This window comes from Rhizobium sp. KNZ14-9A (assembly GCF_056755015.1).
On the sequence record NZ_JBPGXB010000004.1, the window covers coordinates 2,380,423 to 2,400,813 of the forward strand.

Annotated in this window: 19 protein-coding genes and 2 pseudogenes; 4 read left to right on the forward strand and 17 right to left on the reverse strand. The window is 58.9% G+C overall.

The window, feature by feature from the left end:
- Positions 1-493: 493 nt before the first annotated feature.
- Positions 494-742: pseudogene (locus tag ACR9ZQ_RS41405) on the forward strand (GlxA family transcriptional regulator); the annotation flags it as partial.
- Here ACR9ZQ_RS41405 and ACR9ZQ_RS41410 read toward each other — a convergent pair.
- The 5 genes from ACR9ZQ_RS41410 to ACR9ZQ_RS41430 all read right to left on the reverse strand — a co-directional run bounded on the left by ACR9ZQ_RS41410 (position 729) and on the right by ACR9ZQ_RS41430 (position 5,478).
- Positions 729-1,232: a GNAT family N-acetyltransferase gene (locus ACR9ZQ_RS41410; RefSeq protein ID WP_481430892.1), complete on the reverse strand. Its 504-nt coding sequence runs from the start codon at positions 1,230-1,232 to the stop codon at positions 729-731. The pseudogene ACR9ZQ_RS41405 and the gene ACR9ZQ_RS41410 sit on opposite strands and share 14 nt — an antisense overlap.
- 14 nt (positions 1,233-1,246) lie before the next feature.
- Positions 1,247-2,071 (reverse strand): carbohydrate ABC transporter permease, encoded by an 825-nt coding sequence (locus ACR9ZQ_RS41415; protein ID WP_481431017.1) that lies wholly within the window; start codon positions 2,069-2,071, stop codon positions 1,247-1,249.
- A 59-nt stretch (positions 2,072-2,130) separates the two neighbouring features.
- The gene (locus ACR9ZQ_RS41420) at positions 2,131-3,021 is read right to left on the reverse strand and encodes a carbohydrate ABC transporter permease (protein ID WP_481430893.1); all 891 of its coding nucleotides are present in this window, start codon (positions 3,019-3,021) and stop codon (positions 2,131-2,133) included.
- A complete protein-coding gene (locus tag ACR9ZQ_RS41425) occupies positions 3,018-4,112 on the reverse strand; it encodes an ABC transporter ATP-binding protein (RefSeq protein WP_481430894.1) in 1,095 nt (364 codons plus the stop codon). The genes ACR9ZQ_RS41420 and ACR9ZQ_RS41425 overlap by 4 nt, the downstream gene beginning before the upstream one ends.
- A gap of 109 nt (positions 4,113-4,221) precedes the next feature.
- Positions 4,222-5,478: an ABC transporter substrate-binding protein gene (locus ACR9ZQ_RS41430; RefSeq protein WP_481430895.1), complete on the reverse strand. Its 1,257-nt coding sequence runs from the start codon at positions 5,476-5,478 to the stop codon at positions 4,222-4,224.
- 165 nt (positions 5,479-5,643) lie between these two features.
- On the opposite strand from ACR9ZQ_RS41430, the gene ACR9ZQ_RS41435 reads away from it, so the two are divergent.
- Positions 5,644-6,435, forward strand: coding sequence for a GntR family transcriptional regulator (locus tag ACR9ZQ_RS41435; protein WP_481430896.1), 792 nt, complete (start codon positions 5,644-5,646; stop codon positions 6,433-6,435).
- Positions 6,436-6,558: 123 nt separating this feature from the next.
- Here ACR9ZQ_RS41435 and ACR9ZQ_RS41440 read toward each other — a convergent pair.
- Positions 6,559-6,729: pseudogene (locus ACR9ZQ_RS41440) on the reverse strand (aspartate aminotransferase family protein); the annotation flags it as partial.
- A gap of 248 nt (positions 6,730-6,977) precedes the next feature.
- Complete coding sequence (locus ACR9ZQ_RS41445; RefSeq protein ID WP_481431018.1) at positions 6,978-8,021, reverse strand: class I SAM-dependent methyltransferase; 1,044 nt, start codon at positions 8,019-8,021, stop codon at positions 6,978-6,980.
- Positions 8,022-8,281: 260 nt separating this feature from the next.
- Between ACR9ZQ_RS41445 and ACR9ZQ_RS41450 the strand changes: the two genes are divergently transcribed.
- Complete coding sequence (locus ACR9ZQ_RS41450) at positions 8,282-10,285, forward strand: putative bifunctional diguanylate cyclase/phosphodiesterase (protein ID WP_481431019.1); 2,004 nt, start codon at positions 8,282-8,284, stop codon at positions 10,283-10,285.
- 83 nt (positions 10,286-10,368) lie between these two features.
- Here the strand turns inward: ACR9ZQ_RS41450 and ACR9ZQ_RS41455 are convergent, their stop codons facing one another.
- A complete protein-coding gene (locus tag ACR9ZQ_RS41455) occupies positions 10,369-10,548 on the reverse strand; it encodes a hypothetical protein (protein WP_481431029.1) in 180 nt (59 codons plus the stop codon).
- A gap of 205 nt (positions 10,549-10,753) precedes the next feature.
- On the opposite strand from ACR9ZQ_RS41455, the gene ACR9ZQ_RS41460 reads away from it, so the two are divergent.
- On the forward strand, positions 10,754-11,257 hold the full coding sequence (locus tag ACR9ZQ_RS41460; protein ID WP_310380960.1) for a cupin domain-containing protein: 504 nt from the start codon (positions 10,754-10,756) through the stop codon (positions 11,255-11,257).
- 256 nt (positions 11,258-11,513) lie between these two features.
- Here the strand turns inward: ACR9ZQ_RS41460 and ehuA are convergent, their stop codons facing one another.
- The 9 genes from ehuA to ehuR all read right to left on the reverse strand — a co-directional run bounded on the left by ehuA (position 11,514) and on the right by ehuR (position 20,375).
- Entirely contained in the window at positions 11,514-12,293 is a 780-nt protein-coding gene (gene ehuA / locus ACR9ZQ_RS41465; protein ID WP_481430897.1) for an ectoine/hydroxyectoine ABC transporter ATP-binding protein EhuA, read from the reverse strand.
- A complete protein-coding gene (ehuD, locus tag ACR9ZQ_RS41470; RefSeq protein WP_310382170.1) occupies positions 12,290-12,982 on the reverse strand; it encodes an ectoine/hydroxyectoine ABC transporter permease subunit EhuD in 693 nt (230 codons plus the stop codon). Before ehuD ends, ehuA begins: the two co-directional genes overlap by 4 nt.
- Positions 12,983-12,995: 13 nt before the next feature.
- Positions 12,996-13,661 carry an ectoine/hydroxyectoine ABC transporter permease subunit EhuC gene (ehuC, locus tag ACR9ZQ_RS41475; RefSeq protein ID WP_310380970.1) on the reverse strand — a complete coding sequence of 222 codons (666 nt, stop codon included), beginning with the start codon at positions 13,659-13,661 and terminating at the stop codon, positions 12,996-12,998.
- Positions 13,662-13,721: 60 nt separating this feature from the next.
- Entirely contained in the window at positions 13,722-14,573 is an 852-nt protein-coding gene (ehuB, locus tag ACR9ZQ_RS41480) for an ectoine/hydroxyectoine ABC transporter substrate-binding protein EhuB (RefSeq protein WP_310380973.1), read from the reverse strand.
- A gap of 59 nt (positions 14,574-14,632) precedes the next feature.
- The gene (gene doeB / locus ACR9ZQ_RS41485; RefSeq protein WP_310380975.1) at positions 14,633-15,649 is read right to left on the reverse strand and encodes a N(2)-acetyl-L-2,4-diaminobutanoate deacetylase DoeB; all 1,017 of its coding nucleotides are present in this window, start codon (positions 15,647-15,649) and stop codon (positions 14,633-14,635) included.
- A gap of 4 nt (positions 15,650-15,653) precedes the next feature.
- Entirely contained in the window at positions 15,654-16,832 is a 1,179-nt protein-coding gene (gene doeA, locus ACR9ZQ_RS41490) for an ectoine hydrolase DoeA (protein ID WP_481430898.1), read from the reverse strand.
- Positions 16,829-17,842 (reverse strand): ectoine utilization protein EutC, encoded by a 1,014-nt coding sequence (gene eutC, locus ACR9ZQ_RS41495; protein WP_481430899.1) that lies wholly within the window; start codon positions 17,840-17,842, stop codon positions 16,829-16,831. The genes doeA and eutC overlap by 4 nt, the downstream gene beginning before the upstream one ends.
- Positions 17,839-18,858 (reverse strand): hydroxyectoine utilization dehydratase EutB, encoded by a 1,020-nt coding sequence (gene eutB, locus ACR9ZQ_RS41500; protein WP_310380987.1) that lies wholly within the window; start codon positions 18,856-18,858, stop codon positions 17,839-17,841. Before eutB ends, eutC begins: the two co-directional genes overlap by 4 nt.
- A gap of 68 nt (positions 18,859-18,926) precedes the next feature.
- Positions 18,927-20,375: a MocR-like ectoine utilization transcription factor EhuR gene (ehuR, locus tag ACR9ZQ_RS41505; protein WP_310380990.1), complete on the reverse strand. Its 1,449-nt coding sequence runs from the start codon at positions 20,373-20,375 to the stop codon at positions 18,927-18,929.
- Positions 20,376-20,391 lie beyond the last annotated feature (16 nt).

Below are 20,391 nucleotides of genomic sequence, written 5' to 3' on the forward strand. Positions count from 1 at the left end.
AGGTTTACCACAATTCAAAACCCTCACAAGCCGAGGGGGTTGATAGCCCCACACTTTCCGGACGCACAGATAGTTGCGGTGGACGCCCGGTCACGTATCAGCCCGGGCGTGACTTACCTAGATTTGGACCTGCGCGTCACATTGTGCGCAAGCTCACTTGTCGTCGCGAACTCACCGAAAAGCGCGGTCAGCTTCGCTTGCTCCCTTTCGTCCAGCCTGTGCTTCGAGCAAAAATCAGAAATGCACCAAACCTTCGTCACTACGATGGGCTCGGCTGAAATCGAATCGATGTGTTGCATAGTAGTCCTCCCAAATAGGAGGCTACAGAAGGGAACATTAGCCGGCAATAAATAACTGGTTTTTCCCATCAATTCTGTATTGACCGCCGCGCGCGACCTCGCGCGCATAGGCCACGTTTCATGCGCTGGCGTCATGAACGGGCCCGTGCTTGGCGGTTGCTCGGTATTACGAGAGAATTTTCGGCACGAACCGTGAGGCCTGTGTCGGCTGGCTGCATGTCAAAGCGTATCGGAAAAGGTTTCCCGACCTGCCGGTGCGTTCCGACAGGCTGTTCAACCTCGATCGGCGCCGCGCGTCTTGCGCGGGCGGACGCAGTGCAGCCGACATGGCAGCCCTTCTGGTGCCGCGTTCGATCAGCTTGGAGACCGACCGCAATGCACCTGAAGTCCTGCAAATCGAAAGGGCCCGCTCGGCTGTCTCGACCAGACCTAGTGGCCCGATTCCGAGATGCCTTTCGGCTCGGCAAGAGGCAGCATGCCGCGATAGATGCCAGGTTCCGAGCCTTCGATCGGAACTGCCCCGACGCTTCGACGATAAAATTCCATTGGACCGGCGCCCCCGATTACCCCGTAGGCATACCCCTGCGCGTACATATCGAGAAGCGTGGTCAGCAGCAGAGCGTGGCCAACACCTTTGCCGCGGGCGACCGCATCGACGCCGGTCGGCCCGAAGAAGCCCTTCGCGGTTGCCTCGTGGCAGGCAAAGCCGATGAGTTCGTCGTTCTGGATTGCGATGAAGCAAGTGGGCGGCTGGCGCATGGTGGCAACGGTCGCTTCCGCGACCCAGCCGGATCCGAAGCGCGGCTCGATCCAGGCCGTCAGAGCGCTCAACTCCGGCGCAAGGACGCGCCGGATGGTGATGCCCTTTTCGGCGATGCGCGCATCGAGTTCAGGATCGGCCCTCAGCTCGTAGAGTTTTACCAGCATGTCCATGGTCTTTTCCTTTGTCAGCCTTTGATGGCGCCTGCCGTCAGGCCGGCAACGATGCGTCTCTGGAAGATCAATACGATGATGATCAGCGGCAGCGTCACGGTAACGGATGCGGCCATGATCTGACCGAACGGATATTCGTACCGGCTATTGCCTGCGATCAGGCCGATCGCAACCGGCACGGTCCGGTTCTCGTCCGTCAGGGTGAAGGTCAGTGCGAAGAGAAACTCGTTCCACGCCAGAATGAAGGCAAGGATGCCTGTGCTGGCAAGCGAAGGTCCCATCAAGGGCAGCAGGATCTTCGTCAGAATTCTAAAATGTGAGCAGCCGTCGATGATCGCAGCCTCTTCCAGCTCCCTTGGAAACTCGCGGATGAAGGTGGTCAGGATCCAGGTCGTGAAGGGCACGGTCGACAGGAGATAGGTGAGGACGAGCGCGCTTGGCCGGTTGAACAGACCCATCCAGTTGATCAGCTCGAACATGCCGGAGAGAACGACGACCTGCGGGAAGATCGAGATCATCAGCACGATCATCAGGATAGTGCGCCGTTGCGGAAAGTCGATGCGCCCCAGCGCATAAGCGGCGCTGAGCCCGATGACGAGCGACAGGAACGTGGTTGAGACCGCGACATAGGCCGAGTTCAGAAGCGAGCCCATGAAAACAGGATTGTCGATCAACTGGCGATAGTAGGTGAAGTCGAACGCAGGCATAAGCGCGGATTGATAGAGCGCCGAACCCTGCTTCGTCGAGGAAACGAAGGCCCAGTAATAGGGAAACAGCGTGTAGAACAGGACGAGCAGAAGAGCCAGGATCTGCAGGCTTCGCGCGGCGCGCCGCCGCATCCGGAAGTAGGAGGCGGGCTTGCGCATGGTCTTCGGGATGGTTGCATCGGCCATGTCGCTCAGGTCCCCGCGGCTCTGTCGAGGCGAAGGACCCCGATGATGATGATGGCGACAAGCGCGACGAGCAGGAAGACCCAGGTCGATGCCGCCGAGCCGATGCCGAGCTCCTGGAAGCTGATCAGCCGGTCGCGCGCGTAAATGGAGACGGTCATAACGCTCTCGTTGCTGGCCGCCATCACATAGGCAAGATCGAACATCCTGAGCGCATCAAGGACGCGGAAGAGCACCGCTACGCCGATCGCCGGGCGCAGCATCGGCAGGGTGATCGACCAGAAGCGCTTCCATGCCGGAATGCCATCGACCTCTGCCGCCTCGAATATCTCCGAGGATATCAGTTGCAGGCCCGCCAGGATGAGCAGAACCATGAACGGGGTTGTCATCCACACGTCAACAAAGATCACGACGCCCATCAGCAGCGATCCGCTCGCCGTCCAGGGGATGCCATGATCGATGAGGCCGAGCCCGATGAGGAGCTTATTGATAACGCCGAACTGGTCGTTCAGCATCCATTCCCAGATCTTCGTCGAGACGACGACCGGGATTGCCCAGGGCACGAGGATGGCGGCGCGCGCCAGCCCGCGGCCGGGAATGGCTTCATTGACGAGGAGCGCTATCGCCAGGCCGAGAACCGTCTCGATCGCGACCGAGATGACCGTGAAGATCAGTGTGTTCTTGACGGCAATCCACCAGCTGCGGTCGTTGATGACCTCAAGGAAGTTGTCGACCCCTGTCATCGAATAGACGGAGGGATCGTCAAGATAGGCATCGGTGAAGGCGAAGAAGAAGGTGCGGCCGAGCGGCCAGAGGGCGACGACCAGCATGACCATGATGACCGGCAGCAGAAACAGCCAGGCCGCACGATGGTCGCGGCGGGCGAGCCGGGCACTCATTGCCGCGCTCCTTCGGTCACGCCGACCTGGCGGTTGAGAATGAGCCGTCTTCCGTCGGCGGCGAAGGCAAAGATCGAGGCGTCCTGGAAATTCAGGCCGACCTCCTTGCCGATCAGTTCCCTCGGCGGCTCGACATTGACGCGGACGACCCAGATGACGTCACCGTTGATGCGGCAATAGGCGAAATGCTCGTGGCCAAGATCCTCGATACGTTCGAGCATGCAGGTCATTCGTCCGTCCCCTGCCGCCACCAGTTGGATCGCTTCCGACCGTATGCCGATCTCGGTGACTGCCTGGCCCTCGGTGTCCGCATCGATGACGAGGCCGCCCGGTCCGCTCACTTTGGCTGATGTTGTCTGCACGGGCAGGAAGTTCATGCGGGGACTGCCGATGAAGCCTGCGACAAACCGGTTGTCAGGAGTGTGGTAGAGTTCCTTCGGCGTGCCGACCTGCTCAATGCGTCCGTGATTGAGAACGACGATCCGGTCGGCAAGCGTCATCGCTTCCGATTGGTCATGGGTCACATAGATCATTGTCGTCTTCAGATCGTCGTGGAGCTTGGCGATCTCCATGCGCATCTCCATGCGCAGATCCGAGTCGAGATTGGACAGCGGCTCATCGAAGAGGAAGATTTCGGGCTGGCGCACCAAGGCGCGGCCGATCGCCACGCGCTGGCGCTGTCCGCCGGACAGCTCGCGCGGCCGGCGTTCGAGCAGATGATCGACCTTCAACATTCGTGCGACCGACCGCACTTTCTCACTGATTGCGGCCCTGTTCATACCGAGGGTCTCAAGCGCGAAGCCGATATTGCGCGCAACGTTCATATGCGGATAGAGCGCGTAAGACTGGAAGACGAAGGCTACGCCTCTCTTGGAGGCAGGCACATCAGTCACGTCGTCGCCGCCTATCCTCACCACACCCTTCGATGCGGAGATCAGGCCGGCGACGATGCGCAAAAGCGTTGACTTGCCGCAACCGGAGGGACCGACGAAAACGACAAACTCGCCGTCGATGATCTGCAGGTCAACATTCTGGATAACAGCATGCGTACCGAAATTCTTCGAAACGGATTCGAGCGAAACCGATGCCATTTTTCACCTGGGGGTATGAGACGGCAGAGGGCTCGCCACCGTGATTGGTGGCGAGGCAGTGACGCGTTCCGGTCGCGGACCGTTCCCGCCGCCGGAAATCCGAAGAGCGTCAGCGGCTTTCCTTCAGTTTCTCGAGCCGGCCGGCCAGCGACGTCAGGCTGGACTTGACCTCGGCACCGCCGGAAAGCATGTCGTGAACCGAACGGTAGAAAGCCTGCGAAACGCGGTTGTAGCTGGTGCCAGTGTAGCCGGACGGGCGCACGGCGCTGTCGGCAAAGGCCTGCTGGTTATCCTTGAGGAAGGGTATCTTCTCAAGAACTTCCGGATCGCTGTAGAGCGCCTGGATCGACGGGTTGAGGGCGGCCTTCAACGCCCGCATCTTCTGCATATCGGGGCCGGTGATGAAGTTCACGAAGTCGGCCGCCACCTCGGGCTTGGCGCTGTATTTGTTGACGCCGTAATACATTGGGCCAAGGCATCCGCTTGACTTTTCGCCTTCCTTGCCGACCGGTAGAGGCATCACGCCGACCTTGTCGACAATATTGCTCCCTTTTTCATGCGAAGTGCCCCAGACATAGGGCCAATTGCGGTGGAAGACCGCGTTGCCGGATTCGAAGACGGCGCGCGACTGCTCTTCATCATAATTGAGGACGCCCTCTGGGCTGATCGAGCCGATCCAGCCCTTCGCCTTTTCGAGCGCCTCGGCAGCCTGCGGGTTGTCGATAGTCACCTTTCCGTCGTCAGAAATGATGGTGCCGCCACCGTTGGAAGCAACAAGCTCGATCGCATCGCAGGTCAGGCCTTCATAGCTCTTGGCCTGCCAGGCATAACCCCACATGTCGGCCGAGCCTGCAGCCCGTTCCTTGTCCTGAATTTCCTTGGCGGTGGCAGCAAGCTCGTCCCAGGTCTTGGGCGCCGGCTTGCCGTATTTTTCGAGCAGGTCTTTGCGGTAGAACATGAGCCCGACATCCATATAGGCAGGCATGGCAATAAGATTGCCATCGAGCTTGGCCGCATTGAGTGTCGAGGCGAAATGCTTGTCCTGATCTGTCTGCGGGATCATTGCCTTGAGGTCGAGCAGGTTACTCTTGAACATGCCGAGCCAGATCACATCGAGGAAAAGGACGTCGACATCCTTGGATTTGGCGGCGAGCAACTGCTGATAGATCGGGATCGCATCGTCCAGAAGCGCGGGCATCTTGTTGATCTTGGCCTCGTTGCCCGTCTTTTCTTTCCAGGCATTGGCAACGTTCGTGCAGAGCTCGAATTCCGTCGGCGAGCAAAACACGGAAATGGTTTCGGCATGCGCGCTGCCGCCCCAGAGGGCTGCAGATATCGCCAATGCGGCAAGGCTTTTCTTCAGCATCGATTGTTCCCTTCGTTGATAACGCTTCGGCATCATGCGGAGCTCTCTGTCCCCTTGTTTCCAATAGGACTGGTTATGACCAGTCATGTCAACATGGACTTTGCCGGCGTTTGCGTCGAAGATGCAAAACGGCAAGAGTGCTCCGCACAGGATCGGATTTCGAAGATGCAGCAAGCTCCGGCATCATTAATTGCGACACAGGGCGGCATCGACCGGAACGACCCTCGCCCCTTGCACAAGCAGGTCTACGAAGCTCTTTTGGCATCTATCCGCGACGGTAAGTTGCCGTTGCGCGGCAAGCTGCCATCAGAACGGGAACTCGTTGATCTCTATAATGTCAGCCGGATCACCGTGCGCCACGCCGTGCGCGAATTGATCCAGCAAGGCGTCATACATAGCCAGCCGGGGAAAGGACTTTACGTCGCTGAGCGTGGTGGCGGCTTCGAACTCCAAGTTCTGAAAAGCTTCACCAGCATTGCCATGGCGAACGGGCGAAGTCCCGGCCATCGGCTGATTGAGGCCAGCATCGTGCATGCGCCGCTTGAGGTGAGCCGCCCGCTTTTCCTTGCACCCGGCGCCGAGGTGGTTCTCTTGTCGAGGCTTCGTCTTCTCGACAACATACCTTCTGTCGTCCAGACCGATTGGATACCGGTGGCCCGCGTTCCGGGCCTGCTTGATCTCGACTGGGCCGTTGCCAACCGGTCGCTCTATGCCGAGCTTCGCGAGCGCTATCGCATTCATCCGAAACGGGGGCAGACAACGCTGAGCGCGCGTCTTGCGACGGATAAGGAGGCTGCGATGCTCGGGCTGCCTCCGCCAGCTGCGGTTCTCACCGTGGATCAGATCGCATTCGACGATCGCAACCGCCCGGTCAACCTGACGGCGCTGGTCCATCATCCTGCGCGTTATCCGCTGACGTTGCTTCAGTCGGAATCGGGCGATTTCACGCAGTATTGAGCCACTCTGTCCTGCTCATCCAGCGATTGCGGCTCGGGATAATTCCGCAGCATGCAGTTACCTGACATGTCCGGCTCCGATACGCTTCTTTCTCGTTGCGCAATTTCCATGTCTTAGCTGTATTCACGCCACCCTGTTCAGGGCATCGCCGATCTTGGAGACAATCGTTTCGATTTCGCTCTTCTCGGCGATAAGCGGCGGGGAGAGGGCTATGATGTCGCCGGTGACGCGGATCAGCAGTCCCTTGTTGAAGCAATCGACGAAGACGTCATAGGCGCGTGTGCCGGCGCTCCCTTGCGAGGCATAAGTGCGGAGCCGCGGTTCGATCCATTTCAAGAGCAGGGGTTACTCATCGAGCATTCGATCAGTAACCCCTTTAGTGTCCAACTCACGCTATCGGTCTGGCTCGTTTGTTTGTCGCGCGAAATGAAGCGCAACATGGCCGGTGCCTCAATAACGACAGGTCATGCCGCCACGCGCAAGCGTCGACATCGCAAAACCCGGGCATCGGATTTTGTGATGCGCGCCCGGCCCGTCGGGGCTTACGACCGCTTCCTGATGGTGGCGTAAATGATGTTGCGGTTGGCACCGAACCAGACCGTCTTGTCATCAGTGTCTTCCGTCGCACTATGATGGGAAATACGCCACATGTCGGCTTCCGAACGCTGGAGAAGCTCCCAGTTCATGTAGGATTCCATGTACCCGTCATCGGCCATCTCGTCGGAAAAGTTGGCAAATAGAAAGACGCCGCCTGGCTTCAGCATTTCCATGCAAATCTGCGTGAGCCGGATTGCCACTTTATCGGTGAGATAATCGTACAATCCTGCTGCGTAGATCAGATCGAAAGTGCCGATCCGATGCTTGCGTGCGAGCAAGCCGCGCACGGATCCATTGATAGGTTCGACGGAAGTTCCGTGGAATTGGCTAGAGATCGAGCCGATACTTTCCGGATCCTGATCAAGAGCTACCCAGCGTTTAAGGCGGCCTTCCGCAAGTGCCTTTGATGCCTCCGCTTCGCGCAGGTGACCGGCAGCGATGGCCAGGACTTCGGTATTCGAACCCGTTCGCGCGGCGGTCTCGTCGACGTAGCGGGTCAGGATGTCGCGACGTTCCCTTACGGCGACCGGGCCGGGGGCGTTTATCGTATAGTCGAAGATATCCAGGCCGAGACGGGTGGATCTGGCCACTTCTTCGGCCACCGCCGGATGCCCATAAATGAAGTCTATGAGACTGGCATCACCGGAATAGCCGCGAGGCTTGTCAAAGGACCAACGGGTGAACGGGCACTGCTGGAGGATCTTTGCCGAGGGATGGGCCTGAATGACAGGGATGAGCTTCTGCCACACGGCAGCGCCGAATTTATGACGGACGTCATGGAGCTGGCCAATCAGCCACCTGACTGCATCAGGCAGGTTCTTGCCTGCGGAGAACCGTTGTATCGCGATGTTGATGACGATCGCAAACTCAGCCTCCGCAGTTCGCAGGAGGTCTGTTTGGTCATCTCGGTTCGGTGAGGGAAGCTTATTGCTGAAGGACTGCGGCGTGATCAGGCTTTGGCCATCAAGAGAAAAGAGCGGCTGAGCCACTGAAACCTCACTGGTGAATAAGAACTTAAAACATTGCGTAAAATCCTCACCATTTTCACGCAAGTCAAGCGTTAAGGTTGGGCCGCGGCGCCAGTGCACGTCTTAGCTTTAGAAAATATTAGTGAACCCGAGAGATAGCCTGCCCGCTTGGGGATCGTTTGAGCGTTATCGGTTGATGTGGAGTCTGCGTACGGCTATCCAGCTTTAGTTGGCAGTCTGCGAAGGGCAACTGCTGCAAGATGTTGGGTGGCAGGGGCATGATGCACGTGTTAGCCGAGACCGCAGCTGCTACCGTGCGGCCGACGCTGTCGCCAGAGCAGTTGCGTTGCCTTTATGAGCAGAAGAGCGAGAGCGGTCGAAAGAGCGGGACGCGCAAAGGCCTCTGGACAGCGGTCGCTGCTTACCTTGCATATTCCTTCACGGACTATCTTTTTATCGGCGATGTCGTCCAGTACACGGTCGCCGGCCGGCTGGCGGTTGGCGTCAGTGCGTTATGCGTGCTGGAATTTCTGCTCTACCGCAAGGCAAAAGCCGATACGGTCGACATGGCCGCGGCGATGTCGGTGCTCGTAGCCTATCTTGTCTGGCTTCTCACCGCCCAGATGAGCGCGGCCGGGGATGCGTTCTCATATTATATGGTGTTTGGCGCGATCTTCATGATGAGCGTCAACTTGTTCTTCAGTTTCCGGTTTTCGGTTGCTCTTGCGGCCTCCGCAACGAACGTGCTCATCTTCATCGGCGCCCTCTATCTGTTCGCGCCCATGTTGCTTCTCCACAAGCTCATCCTCGGCTCGTTCTGTATTTCCTGCTTTATTTTCACGTCTTACGTGAACCTTCAGCTCAATAGGGAGCGCTACAAAGTCTTCCTTAATGCAGTTGAAGCGAGTTTGCAGCAAGCTGCCGCCGACGAAAGAGGCAAGGCTCTTTTGCACCTCTCGAACACCAACTCGTTGACCGGCCTCGAAAATCGCCGGGCAGTCGATCAACGTCTGCGTGATCATTGGCAACGCTGGCAGGACGACAGGGTGCCCTTTGCCGTCCTGCTTATCGATGTGGATTATTTCAAACGCTATAACGACTGCTACGGCCATCAGGAAGGTGACCGCTGTCTTATCGCTGTCTCCCAGCTTCTTCAAAGCGTGGCCTCTTCCTGGGGTTCGATCATCGGGCGATACGGCGGTGAGGAATTCATCGTCATCACACCGATGCCGAATTCGCAGCGAGCGGTCGAGCTCGCAGAAGCAATGTGTGCTGCCGTTCGGGCGTTGGCTTGGCCACACGAACACAGGCGAGACGGGACCACTGTCATCACCGTGAGTGTCGGCGTGTCCTATACGCGGGACGAGAGCAAGCAGATCGAGAAGGTCATTCACGAAGCTGATCGCGCGCTTTACGCCGCCAAGGCTGCGGGCCGCAACACCCTCGTGGTCTTCGATCCCGAAGATCCTGAGAGCAGCGATGACAGCGAGGATATAGCTGCGACCCTGAAGATCGCGCTCGAGCACGGCCTTGTCTCGCTCGTCTATCAACCGATCCGCAACGTCCAGACGGGCAAGACGGACGCTGTCGAAGCTTTGATGCGTTTGAGCATGTTGGATGGAACGCCCGTATCGCCTGGTAAATTCATCCCGGTTGCGGAAAGGACGGGCTCGATCGTCGAACTCGGCCGGTGGGCAATCCGCACTGTTTGCCGAGACTTGTTGGCGACCGACCTCGTGCAGGTTGCCAGCGTCAACGTTTCCCCGATTGAACTCAAGATGCCGGGTTTCGCCACCTATGTGGCGGCAACACTGGCAGAATTCGGCGTGACGGGTGCCCGACTTGCTTTCGAGATTACCGAAGGCGTGGAGCTGGAAATCGACCAGGATGTGGTTCGTTGCATTAGCGACCTGAGAAAGCTCGGCGCTCAAGTCTGGCTCGACGACTTTGGCACAGGCTTCGCAGGGCTCTCGTGGCTTCGCCTCATAGAGTTCGACACCGTCAAGATCGATCGATCCTTCCTCCATGACTGCAACACGGAGAGAGGCAAGAGGATGTTGCTCGACATCATCAGCCTGCTGCGCAATCGCGGCGTGAGGATACTCATTGAAGGCGTCGAGACCATCGAACATCAGCGGCTGATGCAGCAGTACGGAATCAACCAGCTCCAGGGATATTTCATTGCAAGGCCCGCGCCGGCAGCCCAGTTTGAAGCTGATAACGTGCTGCCGTTCAGCATGGTCAGGAACCTTGATTCAAAACGCCTGTTCCGGAATGGGGCATAGGTTCAACCCCGTTCAAGGCGTTTTGATTATCAGGTCGCCTCAGATGCGGATTGATCTGCCCCTGAGGCGACCGGTTTGACCGGTTAAGCAGCTTGCCAAACCTGATTCAAAATCTTGGCCGCCAATGCTGCCTTGTCCTGCGGCAGGAATCGACCGTAATGCTGCTGCACGACATCCGGTGTATCCAGGATGGCGTAGCTCGCCTGCGCATGCGATCCGGTTTGCTTGAGGATGTGTGTCGGGAGGACGTCGAGTAGCGCCATTCAGGTCCTTTGGCGACATTTCGATGTCGATATGCCCCGGACGCATTGCCATTGTTGCGCACGAAAGGAACAAATCGCGGCTGTAACGTGTTCTGCCGAGGTCTTCGGCACTCTGGCTTTGGAACCCGTCGGCAATACGGTCTGGCGCGTGACGGTTCAATGACGGTGCGTTCCACAAATTAGGCTATCGGCGATGGGGAAAGACATGGAAACGCAAAAGATCGTTTTTGAGAAAAGCGACTGGGTGCCCAACAACCAGACGATTCCGGTTATCGTCTATCGCAGCATCTTCATCTGCGATGATGGGTGCGAGGAGTTCGCGCGTCTCTTCACCTCGCACGGGTGGGAAGGCATCTGGCGCGATGGTGTTTTCGATTATCAGCACTATCACGCGGGCGCTCATGAAGTGCTTGGTGTCGGAAAGGGAACGGGAAAGCTGCTGATCGGCGGTCCGACCGGTAAGGTGTTCGAGTTGCATCCGGGAGATTGTCTTGTCCTTCCAGCGGGGACAGGTCATCAAAACCTGGAAGCGAGCAGCGACTTTCAAGTGGTTGGCGCATACCCGCCAGGCCAACACGCCGATATTCAGACAAGCGCTCCAACCGCAGAACTCCTCAGAACAATCGCCGACGTCGCCTTACCTGAAACCGATCCGGTGCAAGGTGCCTCTGGCCTGTTGTTTGAGGCTTGGCATCTCGGCGATAACTGACGTAAGTGGGTCAAGGCACCGATCCAACCCATCCTGTAATCGCAAACCATTGAAAAGCAGGGTTCACTCTCGTGGACGAGGGCCTCAACCGCCTGGATCATTGCCTATTGGTGAGCACGAAGTGCTTTCCTCCTCGACATCAAATGCGGACGACCCATCACGATCCACACCAGGTCCATATCCTTTCAAAAACACCTGTCCAGCCGCTCTGTTTCGAAGCCGTCTGCCGGAGTCTCTTAGCCGCTGGGTTTCCAGACTATCCCAAAACCGATGATAGAAATTCGCGCGTCCGCTCCACTTGCGGCGCGCCGAATATCTCTTCAGGCGCACCCTGCTCGCAGATGCGCCCCTTGTCGAAAAAGCAGACGCGATCCGACACCTCTCGGGCAAAGCGCATCTCATGGGTGACGAGCAGCATGGTGAGATCATGTTCATGCGCCAGCCCGCGGATGACGGAAAGCACCTCGCCCACCAGTTGCGGATCAAGCGCAGAGGTCGGTTCATCGAAAAGCAGAACCCGTGGGCGCATCGCAAGCGCACGGGCAATTGCCACACGCTGCTGCTGACCGCCGGAAAGCTGCACAGGATAATGGTCCTTCTTGTCCGCCAGCCCCACCATCTGCAGCAGTTCGATTGCTCGCGCTTCCGCTTCCGCCCGCCCCATTCCCAGTACCCGTACCGGCGCTTCGACAACGTTGCGAAGGACTGTCATATGAGGAAAGAGATTAAAGCTCTGGAAGACCATGCCGACATGGTTGCGGATCTGGCGCAGGTGTTTTTCCGAGGCCTGGAACCGGCCCTTGCCATCCGGCTCATGGTAGGACGTACCAGCAAGCGTCAGCTTGCCTTCCTGGAACGGTTCGAGTGTCATGAGAATACGCAGGACCGTCGATTTGCCGGAGCCGGACGGTCCGATGAGCGTGACCTTCTCGCCCTTCGCGACGCTGAAATTGAAATGGTCAAGCACTGTCAGAATGCCGAAGCGCTTGGTGACATCGGAAAACTCGATGATGGGTGGATCGATACTGTCGGTCATCGCAAGGGTATTCCTGCCTTTGGAAGAGCTTTCTGCAAGCGGTGGAGGCCTGCTGAGCAGATCAGCGTCAGCAGAAGGAAGATCAGGCCGACAAGCGTCAGCGGCACGAGATATTCGAATGTGCGTTCGCCGATCATGTTGGCAAGGCCCATCATCTCAAGAACGGTGACAACCGATAAAACCGGGGTCTCCTTGATCATGGCCACGAGATAATTGCCCATGGCGGGCACGATTCGCGGAATGGCCTGGGGCAGGATGATGTCGTAATAGGTCTGCATGCGGGTCATGTTGAGCGCGGTTGCCGCTTCCCATTGGCCGTGCTGCACGGCTTCGATGCCGCCGCGATAGACCTCCGACGTGTAGGCCGCATATTGCAGACCGAGGGCCATTGCACCGGTGAGAAAGGCCGGCAGCACGATACCGAAATCGGGCAGCACGTAGTAGAGGAAGAACAGCTGCACCAGAAGCGGCGTATCGCGCAGGAACTCCACGATAAAGGCTGTCGCCCAGGAGATCACCTTGACGCGGCTTCGGCGCAGGAGGGCAAACGCCAGGCCGAGCACCAGTGCAATCGCAAATCCAGCGGCTGCAGCCTTCAACGTGACGGTCAAACCAATAAGAATGATTGGCAGGATCGAGGTCGTGTAGGTAACCCAGGTTGTTGTGTCCCATTCGTAACCATACATCATAGCCGTAAGGTCCTCACGAATGAGCCGAGCGAGGGAAGACATCGCCGCGCCGCACGAAATGCTCGATCACGCGCACGGCTGCCATCAAGACGAGCGACATGGCGAAGTAGCACACGAGGGTGATTGAATAGATGCTTGCGCTGTCCAGCGTGATGTTGCGGATGGATTGGGCCGCAAAGGTGAGATCGGCTATCGAGATTAACGACACCAGCGAGGACAGCTTCAGCGTTTCGATGGCGAGGTTTCCGAAGGCCGGCATCATTTCGACGATGGCTTGTGGCAGCGAAATGCGAAAGAGGGTCTGGGCACGGTTGAAGTTCAACGCCCGGGCGGCTTCCAGCTGCTGCACGGAGACCGACATGAGGGCCCCTCGAACGATTTCGGCCCCATAGCCGCCGACATGGGCGGCCAATACCAGGATGCCGGTGGTGATCGGATCGAAACTCAGACCGACGAGCGGCAGCGCATAATAGAACCAGAACAGCTGAACGAACAGCGAGGTCCCACGAAACACCTCCGTGTAGCAGAGCGCGACGGCTGACAGGATCGGTCCTCCCTCGACGCGCAGGATGCCGAAAACGAAGGCAAGCACCGCGCCGCAGACGATCGCTGCCAAAGTGATCGTCATCGTCACGGTAGCGCCTTGCCAAAGCATCGGCAGATAGGCTGTCCAGCTCATCTGGCAATCTCTCCGAATGAAAGCAGGCGGCGCCCAGTCCGGGACCGGGCGCCTTTCTTGTTACTTCCCGGCGCAGAGATCGGCGACGTTCTTCTCTGCCGCTGCCGCGATGCTCTGTTCCGACAGACCATACTTCATGAGGATCTTCTTATAGTCGTCCGTCTTTCGGAACGCGACGAGCGCAGTGTTGAACGCGTCGCGCAATTCCTTGTCTTCCGGACGGAAGGCAAAGCCGCCATAGTTGCGGACCGGTGCGCCCTTGACGATCGGATCCTTGAATGGCGCGACCTGCTCGACATTGGCCTGTCCCTTGGCAAGTTCGGAAACGGTCAACTCGGTTGCCGCATAGGCATCGACCCGGCTTTGCACGGTGGGGATCGCATCGGCATTCGCCGGAATGAAGACGATCTGCTCGTCCTTGACGCCGACGGCGCGCAGGAAGTCGACATTGTTTGCGCCGGAAACAACGGCGACTTTCAAGGATGGGTCTTTTGCGATGTCGCCATAGGTCGTCAGGCCCTTCGGATTGCCCTTCTTGACCAGCAGTCCCTCACCGTAGGACGAGTTGGGTTCGGTAAAGGCGACCTGCTTGCAGCGCTCGGGCGATATGTTCTGCTCGGCGGCGGCAAAATCGAAGCGACGAGCCTTGAGACCCGGAATGAGCGTGCCGAAGGGCGTTACGGTCCAATTGACCTCCTCGATGCCCATGGATTTTAGGACGGCATTGGCGACGTCAGGGCCGATGCCGGCAGAGGTGCCGTCCGGCTGCATATACGAATAGGGTACCTCATTGGCTGTCGCGGCGCGGATAAATCCCTGTTTCTTGGCTTCTTCGACGGTCAGTGCGCTGGCCGATGTCACGCCGATGCTGAGCGCCAGCGCGGAAAGGCAAATGGATTTTGAGATGCGCATTCGAATTCTCCTCTGGTTAAGGTTCTTGTGGTCCGTTTTCGGATCTCACATGGTTGCGTTTATTTGGTCTTCTCCGTGATCGTCGCGATGACGGAAAGGCAGTCGCCGGCCTTAATGAGGCCGGGCACGTGGCGAGCCGCCAGAATGCCATCCATGGCTGCGCGGCAGTGGATCGGCGCGACACCGGTCTTTCCGACCGGGTAGATGCTGGCGATGATATCGCCGGTATGGATCGGATCTCCGAGATCCTGCGCAAAGGCGACCAGGCCGTCATCCTCTGCGAATGTGAAACAGTTGCTCGACGGCATATCGAGCCAGCACGTCGGCCGGGTATCCGGCGCCCCCTCAAGAATTCCGGCGTGGCGCAGGAGGTTGAGACTGCCCTTTCGCGCGATCTCGATCGACTTCGCGCTGGCGGTGCCAGCACCGCCGAGCTCAGTGGTGACAAAGGTCTTGCCCATCTCCTCGACCGTCGTATCCAGCATGCCGACCGCATCGATCTCCAGCATCTTCATCGAGTAGGGCGCAGCGAAAGCCGCAACGGCATCAAAACAGCGCGCCTCCTGACCCTTGTCAGGCAACTCGTGTGCCGCGGCATAGGGCAGAAAGTCGAGCGTCTTGCCGCCCGAATGGAAGTCGAGCACGATGTCGGCGAGCGGTATGAGATGGCGGGTGACATAGTCCGCGATCTTTTCCGTCACCGTTCCATCCGGGCGACCCGGAAAGCTACGGTTCAGATTTCCGCGATCAATCGGCGACGTGCGGGTCCCTGCGCGAAACGCGGGATAATTGAGCGCCGGGACGATGATGATGCGCCCACTCACCTGCGCCGGATCCAGTGTCTGTGCCAGCTCGTAGAGAGCCGCCGGACCCTCATACTCGTCGCCATGATTGGCACCGGTGAGGAGGGCGGTCGGACCTTCGCCGTTGGAGATGACGCAGATCGGGATCATGACCGAACCCCAGGCGCTGTCGTCACGGCTATAGGGCAATCGCAGGTGCCCGTGCTGCACACCCTTCCCGTCGAAATCGACGGATGAGGCGATCGGCGAGGGGCGGGGCGCACTCGTCAGCATGGCCTCAGCCTTTCACGAACAGCTGGCGCGGAACATTGGACAGGCATTCGACACCCGTTTCGGTAATCGCGATGCTCTCCGTGATTTCCAGCCCCATGTCTTCGAGCCAGAGACCGGTCATGAAATGGAATGTCATGCCGGGCTTCAGCTCCGTACGGTCGCCTGGGCGCAGGCTCATCGTGCGTTCGCCCCAGTCAGGCGGATAGGAAAGACCGATCGGATAGCCGGTGCGGTTGTCCTTCATGATCCCGTATTTTTTCAAGACGGCAAAGAAGACGTTGGCGATGTCCTCGCACATATTGCCGGGCCTTGCTGCGGCAAGGCCCGCCTCCATGCCTTCGAGCGTTGCCTTTTCCGCGTCGAGAAAGGCCTGCGTCGGCTTGCCCAGGAATACGGTACGCGACAGTGGGCAATGATAACGCTTATAGGCGCCAGCGATTTCGAAGAACGTCCCTTCGCCCGAACGCATCGGCTTGTCGTCCCAGGTCAGGTGCGGCGCGGAAGCGTCTGCGCCCGACGGCAGGAGCGGCACGATCGCCGGATAATCGCCGCCGAATTCGGACGTACCCCGTATGCCGGCATCGTAGATCTCGGCGACGAGATCGCATTTGCGCATGCCGGGTTCGACGACGTCGACGATGCGCTTGTGCATCAGTTCGACGATCTTGCCTGCCTTTCGCATATAGTCGAGTTCAGTTGGGCTCTTGATCGCGCGCTGCCAGTTGACGAGCCCCGCCGCATCCTTGAAGCGGGCATTTGGCAGATGCTTTTGCAGAGAGGCGAAGGCGGCAGCCGAGAAATAATAATTGTCCATCTCGACGCCAACAGTGAGGCTGGACCACCTGCGCTCATCGATGATCTGCGCCAGGAGATCCATCGGGTGGCGTTCGCTCGACTGGACGTAGTGATCGGGGTAGCCGATGATATTGTCATGGTCCAGATAGGCGGTGCGCTTGGCGCCGTTGGAATCCTGCTTGCGACCGTACCAGATCGGCTCGCCGCTTGGCGGCACCAGGACGCATTGATGCACGTAGAAGGACCAGCCGTCATAGCCGGTCAGCCAGTGCATGTTGGATGGATCGGTGACGATCAGGAGATCGATCCCCGCCTGTTCCATCGCGTGACGGGTTTTGGAAAGGCGCGCGGCATATTCCTCGCGCGTAAAGTTCAGCGTCACACTCACGCTGCATCTCCCATTTTGATGTCATTTTCGATCGTCTGGCCCCGTCCGGCGTCTGTCGCGCGGGCGAGCGCCAGGTTGGCGATGGCTGTGTCCTGCACGCCGGTGCCCGTGAGGTCTGCAAAGGTTATTTCGTCTGCATTCGACCGGCCAATCGCCTTGCCGGCGATGACAGCTCCGAGTTCGGCAAACTGTTGGTCCGGCAAGACTGCGCCGGCCTTGATGGCATGGTGCAACTCGCCGAGAATGCGGGTCTGCGATATTCGATCCGGGACGTAAGTAGCGCGAGCAAAGACGGCCGGATCGACCTCGTTCTTGTGCTCTGCATCCGATCCCATTGCGGTCAGATGCTGACCGCGTTCGAGCCATTCGGCCATCAGGATCGGCCTTTCTGCCGGCGTTGTTGTGACGACGATATCTGCCCCGCGCACGGCCTCGCGCGGATCGGCAACGGCGGCGACGTCGATTCCGTGGTCGCAAGCGAAATCAATCGCAAGCTTCTGCGCCTTTGCATGATCGCGTGCCCAGATTCGCGCCGATTTGATCCGGTGCACAAGCATGAGAGCCTCAAGCTGCAGCTGCGCCTGCATGCCTGCACCAAAGATCGTGGCGACGGAGGTGTCTTCGCGCGACAGATGTCGTGCGGCGACGGCACCGGCCGCTGCCGTGCGCACGTCCGTGAGATAGCCGTTGTCAAGAAGAAGGGCTTCGACCAATCCGGTCTTGGCGCTGAGCAAGATCATAAGCCCGTTCAGGCTTGGCAGACCGATCTTGGGGTTGTCGAAGAAGCCAGGGCTGACCTTGATGGCGAAGCCGTCAAGGCCTGGCACATAGGCTGTCTTGACGTCCACTTCACCCCGAAATTCCGGAATGTCGAGGCGCAGGATCGGCGGCATAGCAACGGCTTTGGTGGCAAGCGCCGCAAAGGCCTGTTCGACGCAATCGACGGCAGCGACGTCGAGCTTGACGATGGTGCGAAGGTCTTTTTCCATCAGAATGCTGATGCGGCTCATAGGGTGGTCCCATCGACGATTTTCTGGTGCATCTTCGGGTCAATGTTGCCGCCTGATACGATGATGGCGGTTGGACCGGATAGGCGGGCCTTGTCTGCGAGGATGGCGGCAATGCCGACTGCGCCAGCGCCCTCCACGGTTACGCTCTCGTTGCGCGCGGCATGGCGGATGCCTTCGGCAATCTCGTCCTCGCTGAGGAGGATGACGTCGTCGAGCAGATCGCGGCAAAGGATAAAGGTGACATGGTTTTGGAGGCCGATGCCACCCCCTAGCGAATCCGCCAGCGTTTCCTCCTCGCGGATTGCGACAGGCTTGCCGGCGGCAATCGCTGCATGCATGGCTGCCCCGCGCTCCATCGATATGCCGATGACGCGGCTCTGTGGCTTCAAGGCCTTGACGGCAACCGCAATGCCACCGGCCAGACCCCCACCGGAAAGAGGAACAAGCACGGCCGCAAGTTCAGGCAGGTTTTCCACAATTTCGAGGCCGATCGTGCCTTGACCGGCAACGACGTCCGCATGGTCGAACGGCGGGATCGGCGTGAGGCCGCGGCTCTCGGTCAGGTGTTCGACCTCCTCTTGTGCATCGTCCTGCGATAGGCCGACAATGCGGATTTCGGCGCCGAGCGAGCGGATCGCTTCGACCTTGTTGGCCGGAACGAGCGATGACATGCAGATGATGGCGGGAACGCCAAGCTCGCGTGCGGCGTAAGCGACGGCGCGACCATGATTGCCTGTCGAGGCGGTAACGAGACCGCGCTTGCGCGCCGCATCATCGAGCAACAGGATGGCGTTCATCGCGCCGCGCAGCTTGAAGGCGCCGATGGGCTGGCACGTTTCGAGCTTCAGGTGGACAGGCTGACCGGTGCGTTCAGAGAGCGTGCGAGAGCGAATGAGCGGCGTACGCGTCACCCGGCCGACGATGCGGGCTGCAGCCTGCTTGATGTCTGCCAGCACGACTGGCTGGACCTTTTCTTCGGTCAATCTGGACTGGGCGTCGCTCTTCATGATTGTCATGTTGTGAGCGAACTAAAATCATGTCAATTATTATATTGTAATGATTCAATGATTGCCGTGGGATCGCTCTAGCCGATCGAACCGACATCATAGACCGGGGGCAGTTGCTCAAAGGCCTGCCGCACGGTCGTCAGCGCCTTGGCCAGGCTTGCATGGTTCAGGCGTCCGCCCAAACAGATACGAATCCCGCCACCATGACCCGGCCCGGCAATGAAGGGTTCGGACGGCGTGACGGCGACTTTCTGGTTGGTGAGCGAACGAACCAGACCTTCCTCGGACCAATGCGGCGGGACCTTGAGCCAGGCGCAAAGCGAGAGCGGATGAGTGGAGGCGATATGGTCGCCGAGGATTTCTGTGGCGATGTTCTGGCGCACCTGTGCTTCGTCACGCTGGATTTCGAGCAGACGCTGCGCCGTGCCATTCTCGACCCAGCGTGTTGCGATTTCGCCGGTCAGGTAGGTGCCGCTCCAACTCGACACGCGCAGGATTGAGGCGGCGCGGATGGAATAGGCTGGTGGAACAACAAGATAGCCAACGCGCAACCCTGTCAGCACCACCTTGGTGAAGCTCGTGACGAAGAAACCGAGATCAGGCAGCATTTCTGTGATCGAAGGCAGGTTCTCTTCGATCATCGGTCGATAGACCTCATCTTCGATGACGAACACGCCGTGACGAGCCGCAATCGCGGCTATCTCACACCTGCGTCCTGCGCCCGCGACATGACCTGTCGGATTGTTGAGGGTCGGAATGAGCACCAACGCCCGGACACCGCCTGCTGCACACACGGCCTCCAGCGCATCGGGCAAAATGCCCTCATTGTCGGTAGGCAAGCCCTTCAGGCTGAAGCCGAGGATATTGGAAAGCCCGATGATACCGTGATCGGTGAGATTTTCGGTTAAGACGACATCGCCGGAGCGGACAATGCAGCTCAGAGCAAGAAAAATGGCGTGGGCGGCGCCGTTGGTGAGGAGAATGCGCTCTACCCCGGCCGCGACGCCGAGCGTGCGTAACCAGATGCGCGCCGTCTCCCGATGACGATCAAGGCCGGCGATCGGGCGGCAGGGACGCATGAAGCTTGCATTGTCGCCTTCGGAAAGCTCACGAAGGATCTCGCGCGATGCGGCCTCATGCGCATCGAGATAGATGCCGCGAATGATGGAAAGGTCGAGCACTTCGTTGGCGCTATGGTCAAGCATCATGCGGCCGGCGCGGTCGGTCACGCGTGTCTTGACGAAGGTGCCGCGACCGATCTCACCGCTCAGATAGCCAAGCCGCTCAGCCTCCTTGTAGGAGAGGCTGACGGTTTGGACGGAAAGGCCGAGTTCGCGCGCCAGATCGCGATGCGTCGGCATGCGATCCATTGGCTTGAGAACGCCGGCATCGATATCGGCGATGATGCGCTCGGTGAGTGCTGCATGCTTCGTCTCACCCTTTTGCTTGGAAAGGTGCGGTTGCCATGCCACCGGCTTGGTGGCCGTGACCGGAACAAGGTTCAGGGGATTGGCTTGACGTCGCATGAAATTGTCTCGTTTT

What these genes read in the sequence shown, in the direction of transcription:
- ACR9ZQ_RS41410 (WP_481430892.1), bottom strand. Translation starts at nt 1,232, where the DNA reads ATGGACATGCTGGTAAAACTCTACGAGCTGAGGGCCGATCCTGAACTC.
- ACR9ZQ_RS41415 (WP_481431017.1), bottom strand. Translation starts at nt 2,071, where the DNA reads ATGCGGCGGCGCGCCGCGCGAAGCCTGCAGATCCTGGCTCTTCTGCTC.
- ACR9ZQ_RS41420 (WP_481430893.1), bottom strand. Translation starts at nt 3,021, where the DNA reads ATGAGTGCCCGGCTCGCCCGCCGCGACCATCGTGCGGCCTGGCTGTTT.
- ACR9ZQ_RS41425 (WP_481430894.1), bottom strand. Translation starts at nt 4,112, where the DNA reads ATGGCATCGGTTTCGCTCGAATCCGTTTCGAAGAATTTCGGTACGCAT.
- ACR9ZQ_RS41430 (WP_481430895.1), bottom strand. Translation starts at nt 5,478, where the DNA reads ATGCTGAAGAAAAGCCTTGCCGCATTGGCGATATCTGCAGCCCTCTGG.
- ACR9ZQ_RS41435 (WP_481430896.1), top strand. Translation starts at nt 5,644, where the DNA reads ATGCAGCAAGCTCCGGCATCATTAATTGCGACACAGGGCGGCATCGAC.
- ACR9ZQ_RS41450 (WP_481431019.1), top strand. Translation starts at nt 8,282, where the DNA reads ATGCACGTGTTAGCCGAGACCGCAGCTGCTACCGTGCGGCCGACGCTG.
- ACR9ZQ_RS41455 (WP_481431029.1), bottom strand. Translation starts at nt 10,548, where the DNA reads ATGGCGCTACTCGACGTCCTCCCGACACACATCCTCAAGCAAACCGGA.
- ACR9ZQ_RS41460 (WP_310380960.1), top strand. Translation starts at nt 10,754, where the DNA reads ATGGAAACGCAAAAGATCGTTTTTGAGAAAAGCGACTGGGTGCCCAAC.
- ehuA (WP_481430897.1), bottom strand. Translation starts at nt 12,293, where the DNA reads ATGACCGACAGTATCGATCCACCCATCATCGAGTTTTCCGATGTCACC.
- ehuD (WP_310382170.1), bottom strand. Translation starts at nt 12,982, where the DNA reads ATGATGTATGGTTACGAATGGGACACAACAACCTGGGTTACCTACACG.
- ehuC (WP_310380970.1), bottom strand. Translation starts at nt 13,661, where the DNA reads ATGAGCTGGACAGCCTATCTGCCGATGCTTTGGCAAGGCGCTACCGTG.
- ehuB (WP_310380973.1), bottom strand. Translation starts at nt 14,573, where the DNA reads ATGCGCATCTCAAAATCCATTTGCCTTTCCGCGCTGGCGCTCAGCATC.
- doeB (WP_310380975.1), bottom strand. Translation starts at nt 15,649, where the DNA reads ATGCTGACGAGTGCGCCCCGCCCCTCGCCGATCGCCTCATCCGTCGAT.
- eutC (WP_481430899.1), bottom strand. Translation starts at nt 17,842, where the DNA reads ATGAGCCGCATCAGCATTCTGATGGAAAAAGACCTTCGCACCATCGTC.
- eutB (WP_310380987.1), bottom strand. Translation starts at nt 18,858, where the DNA reads ATGACAATCATGAAGAGCGACGCCCAGTCCAGATTGACCGAAGAAAAG.
- ehuR (WP_310380990.1), bottom strand. Translation starts at nt 20,375, where the DNA reads ATGCGACGTCAAGCCAATCCCCTGAACCTTGTTCCGGTCACGGCCACC.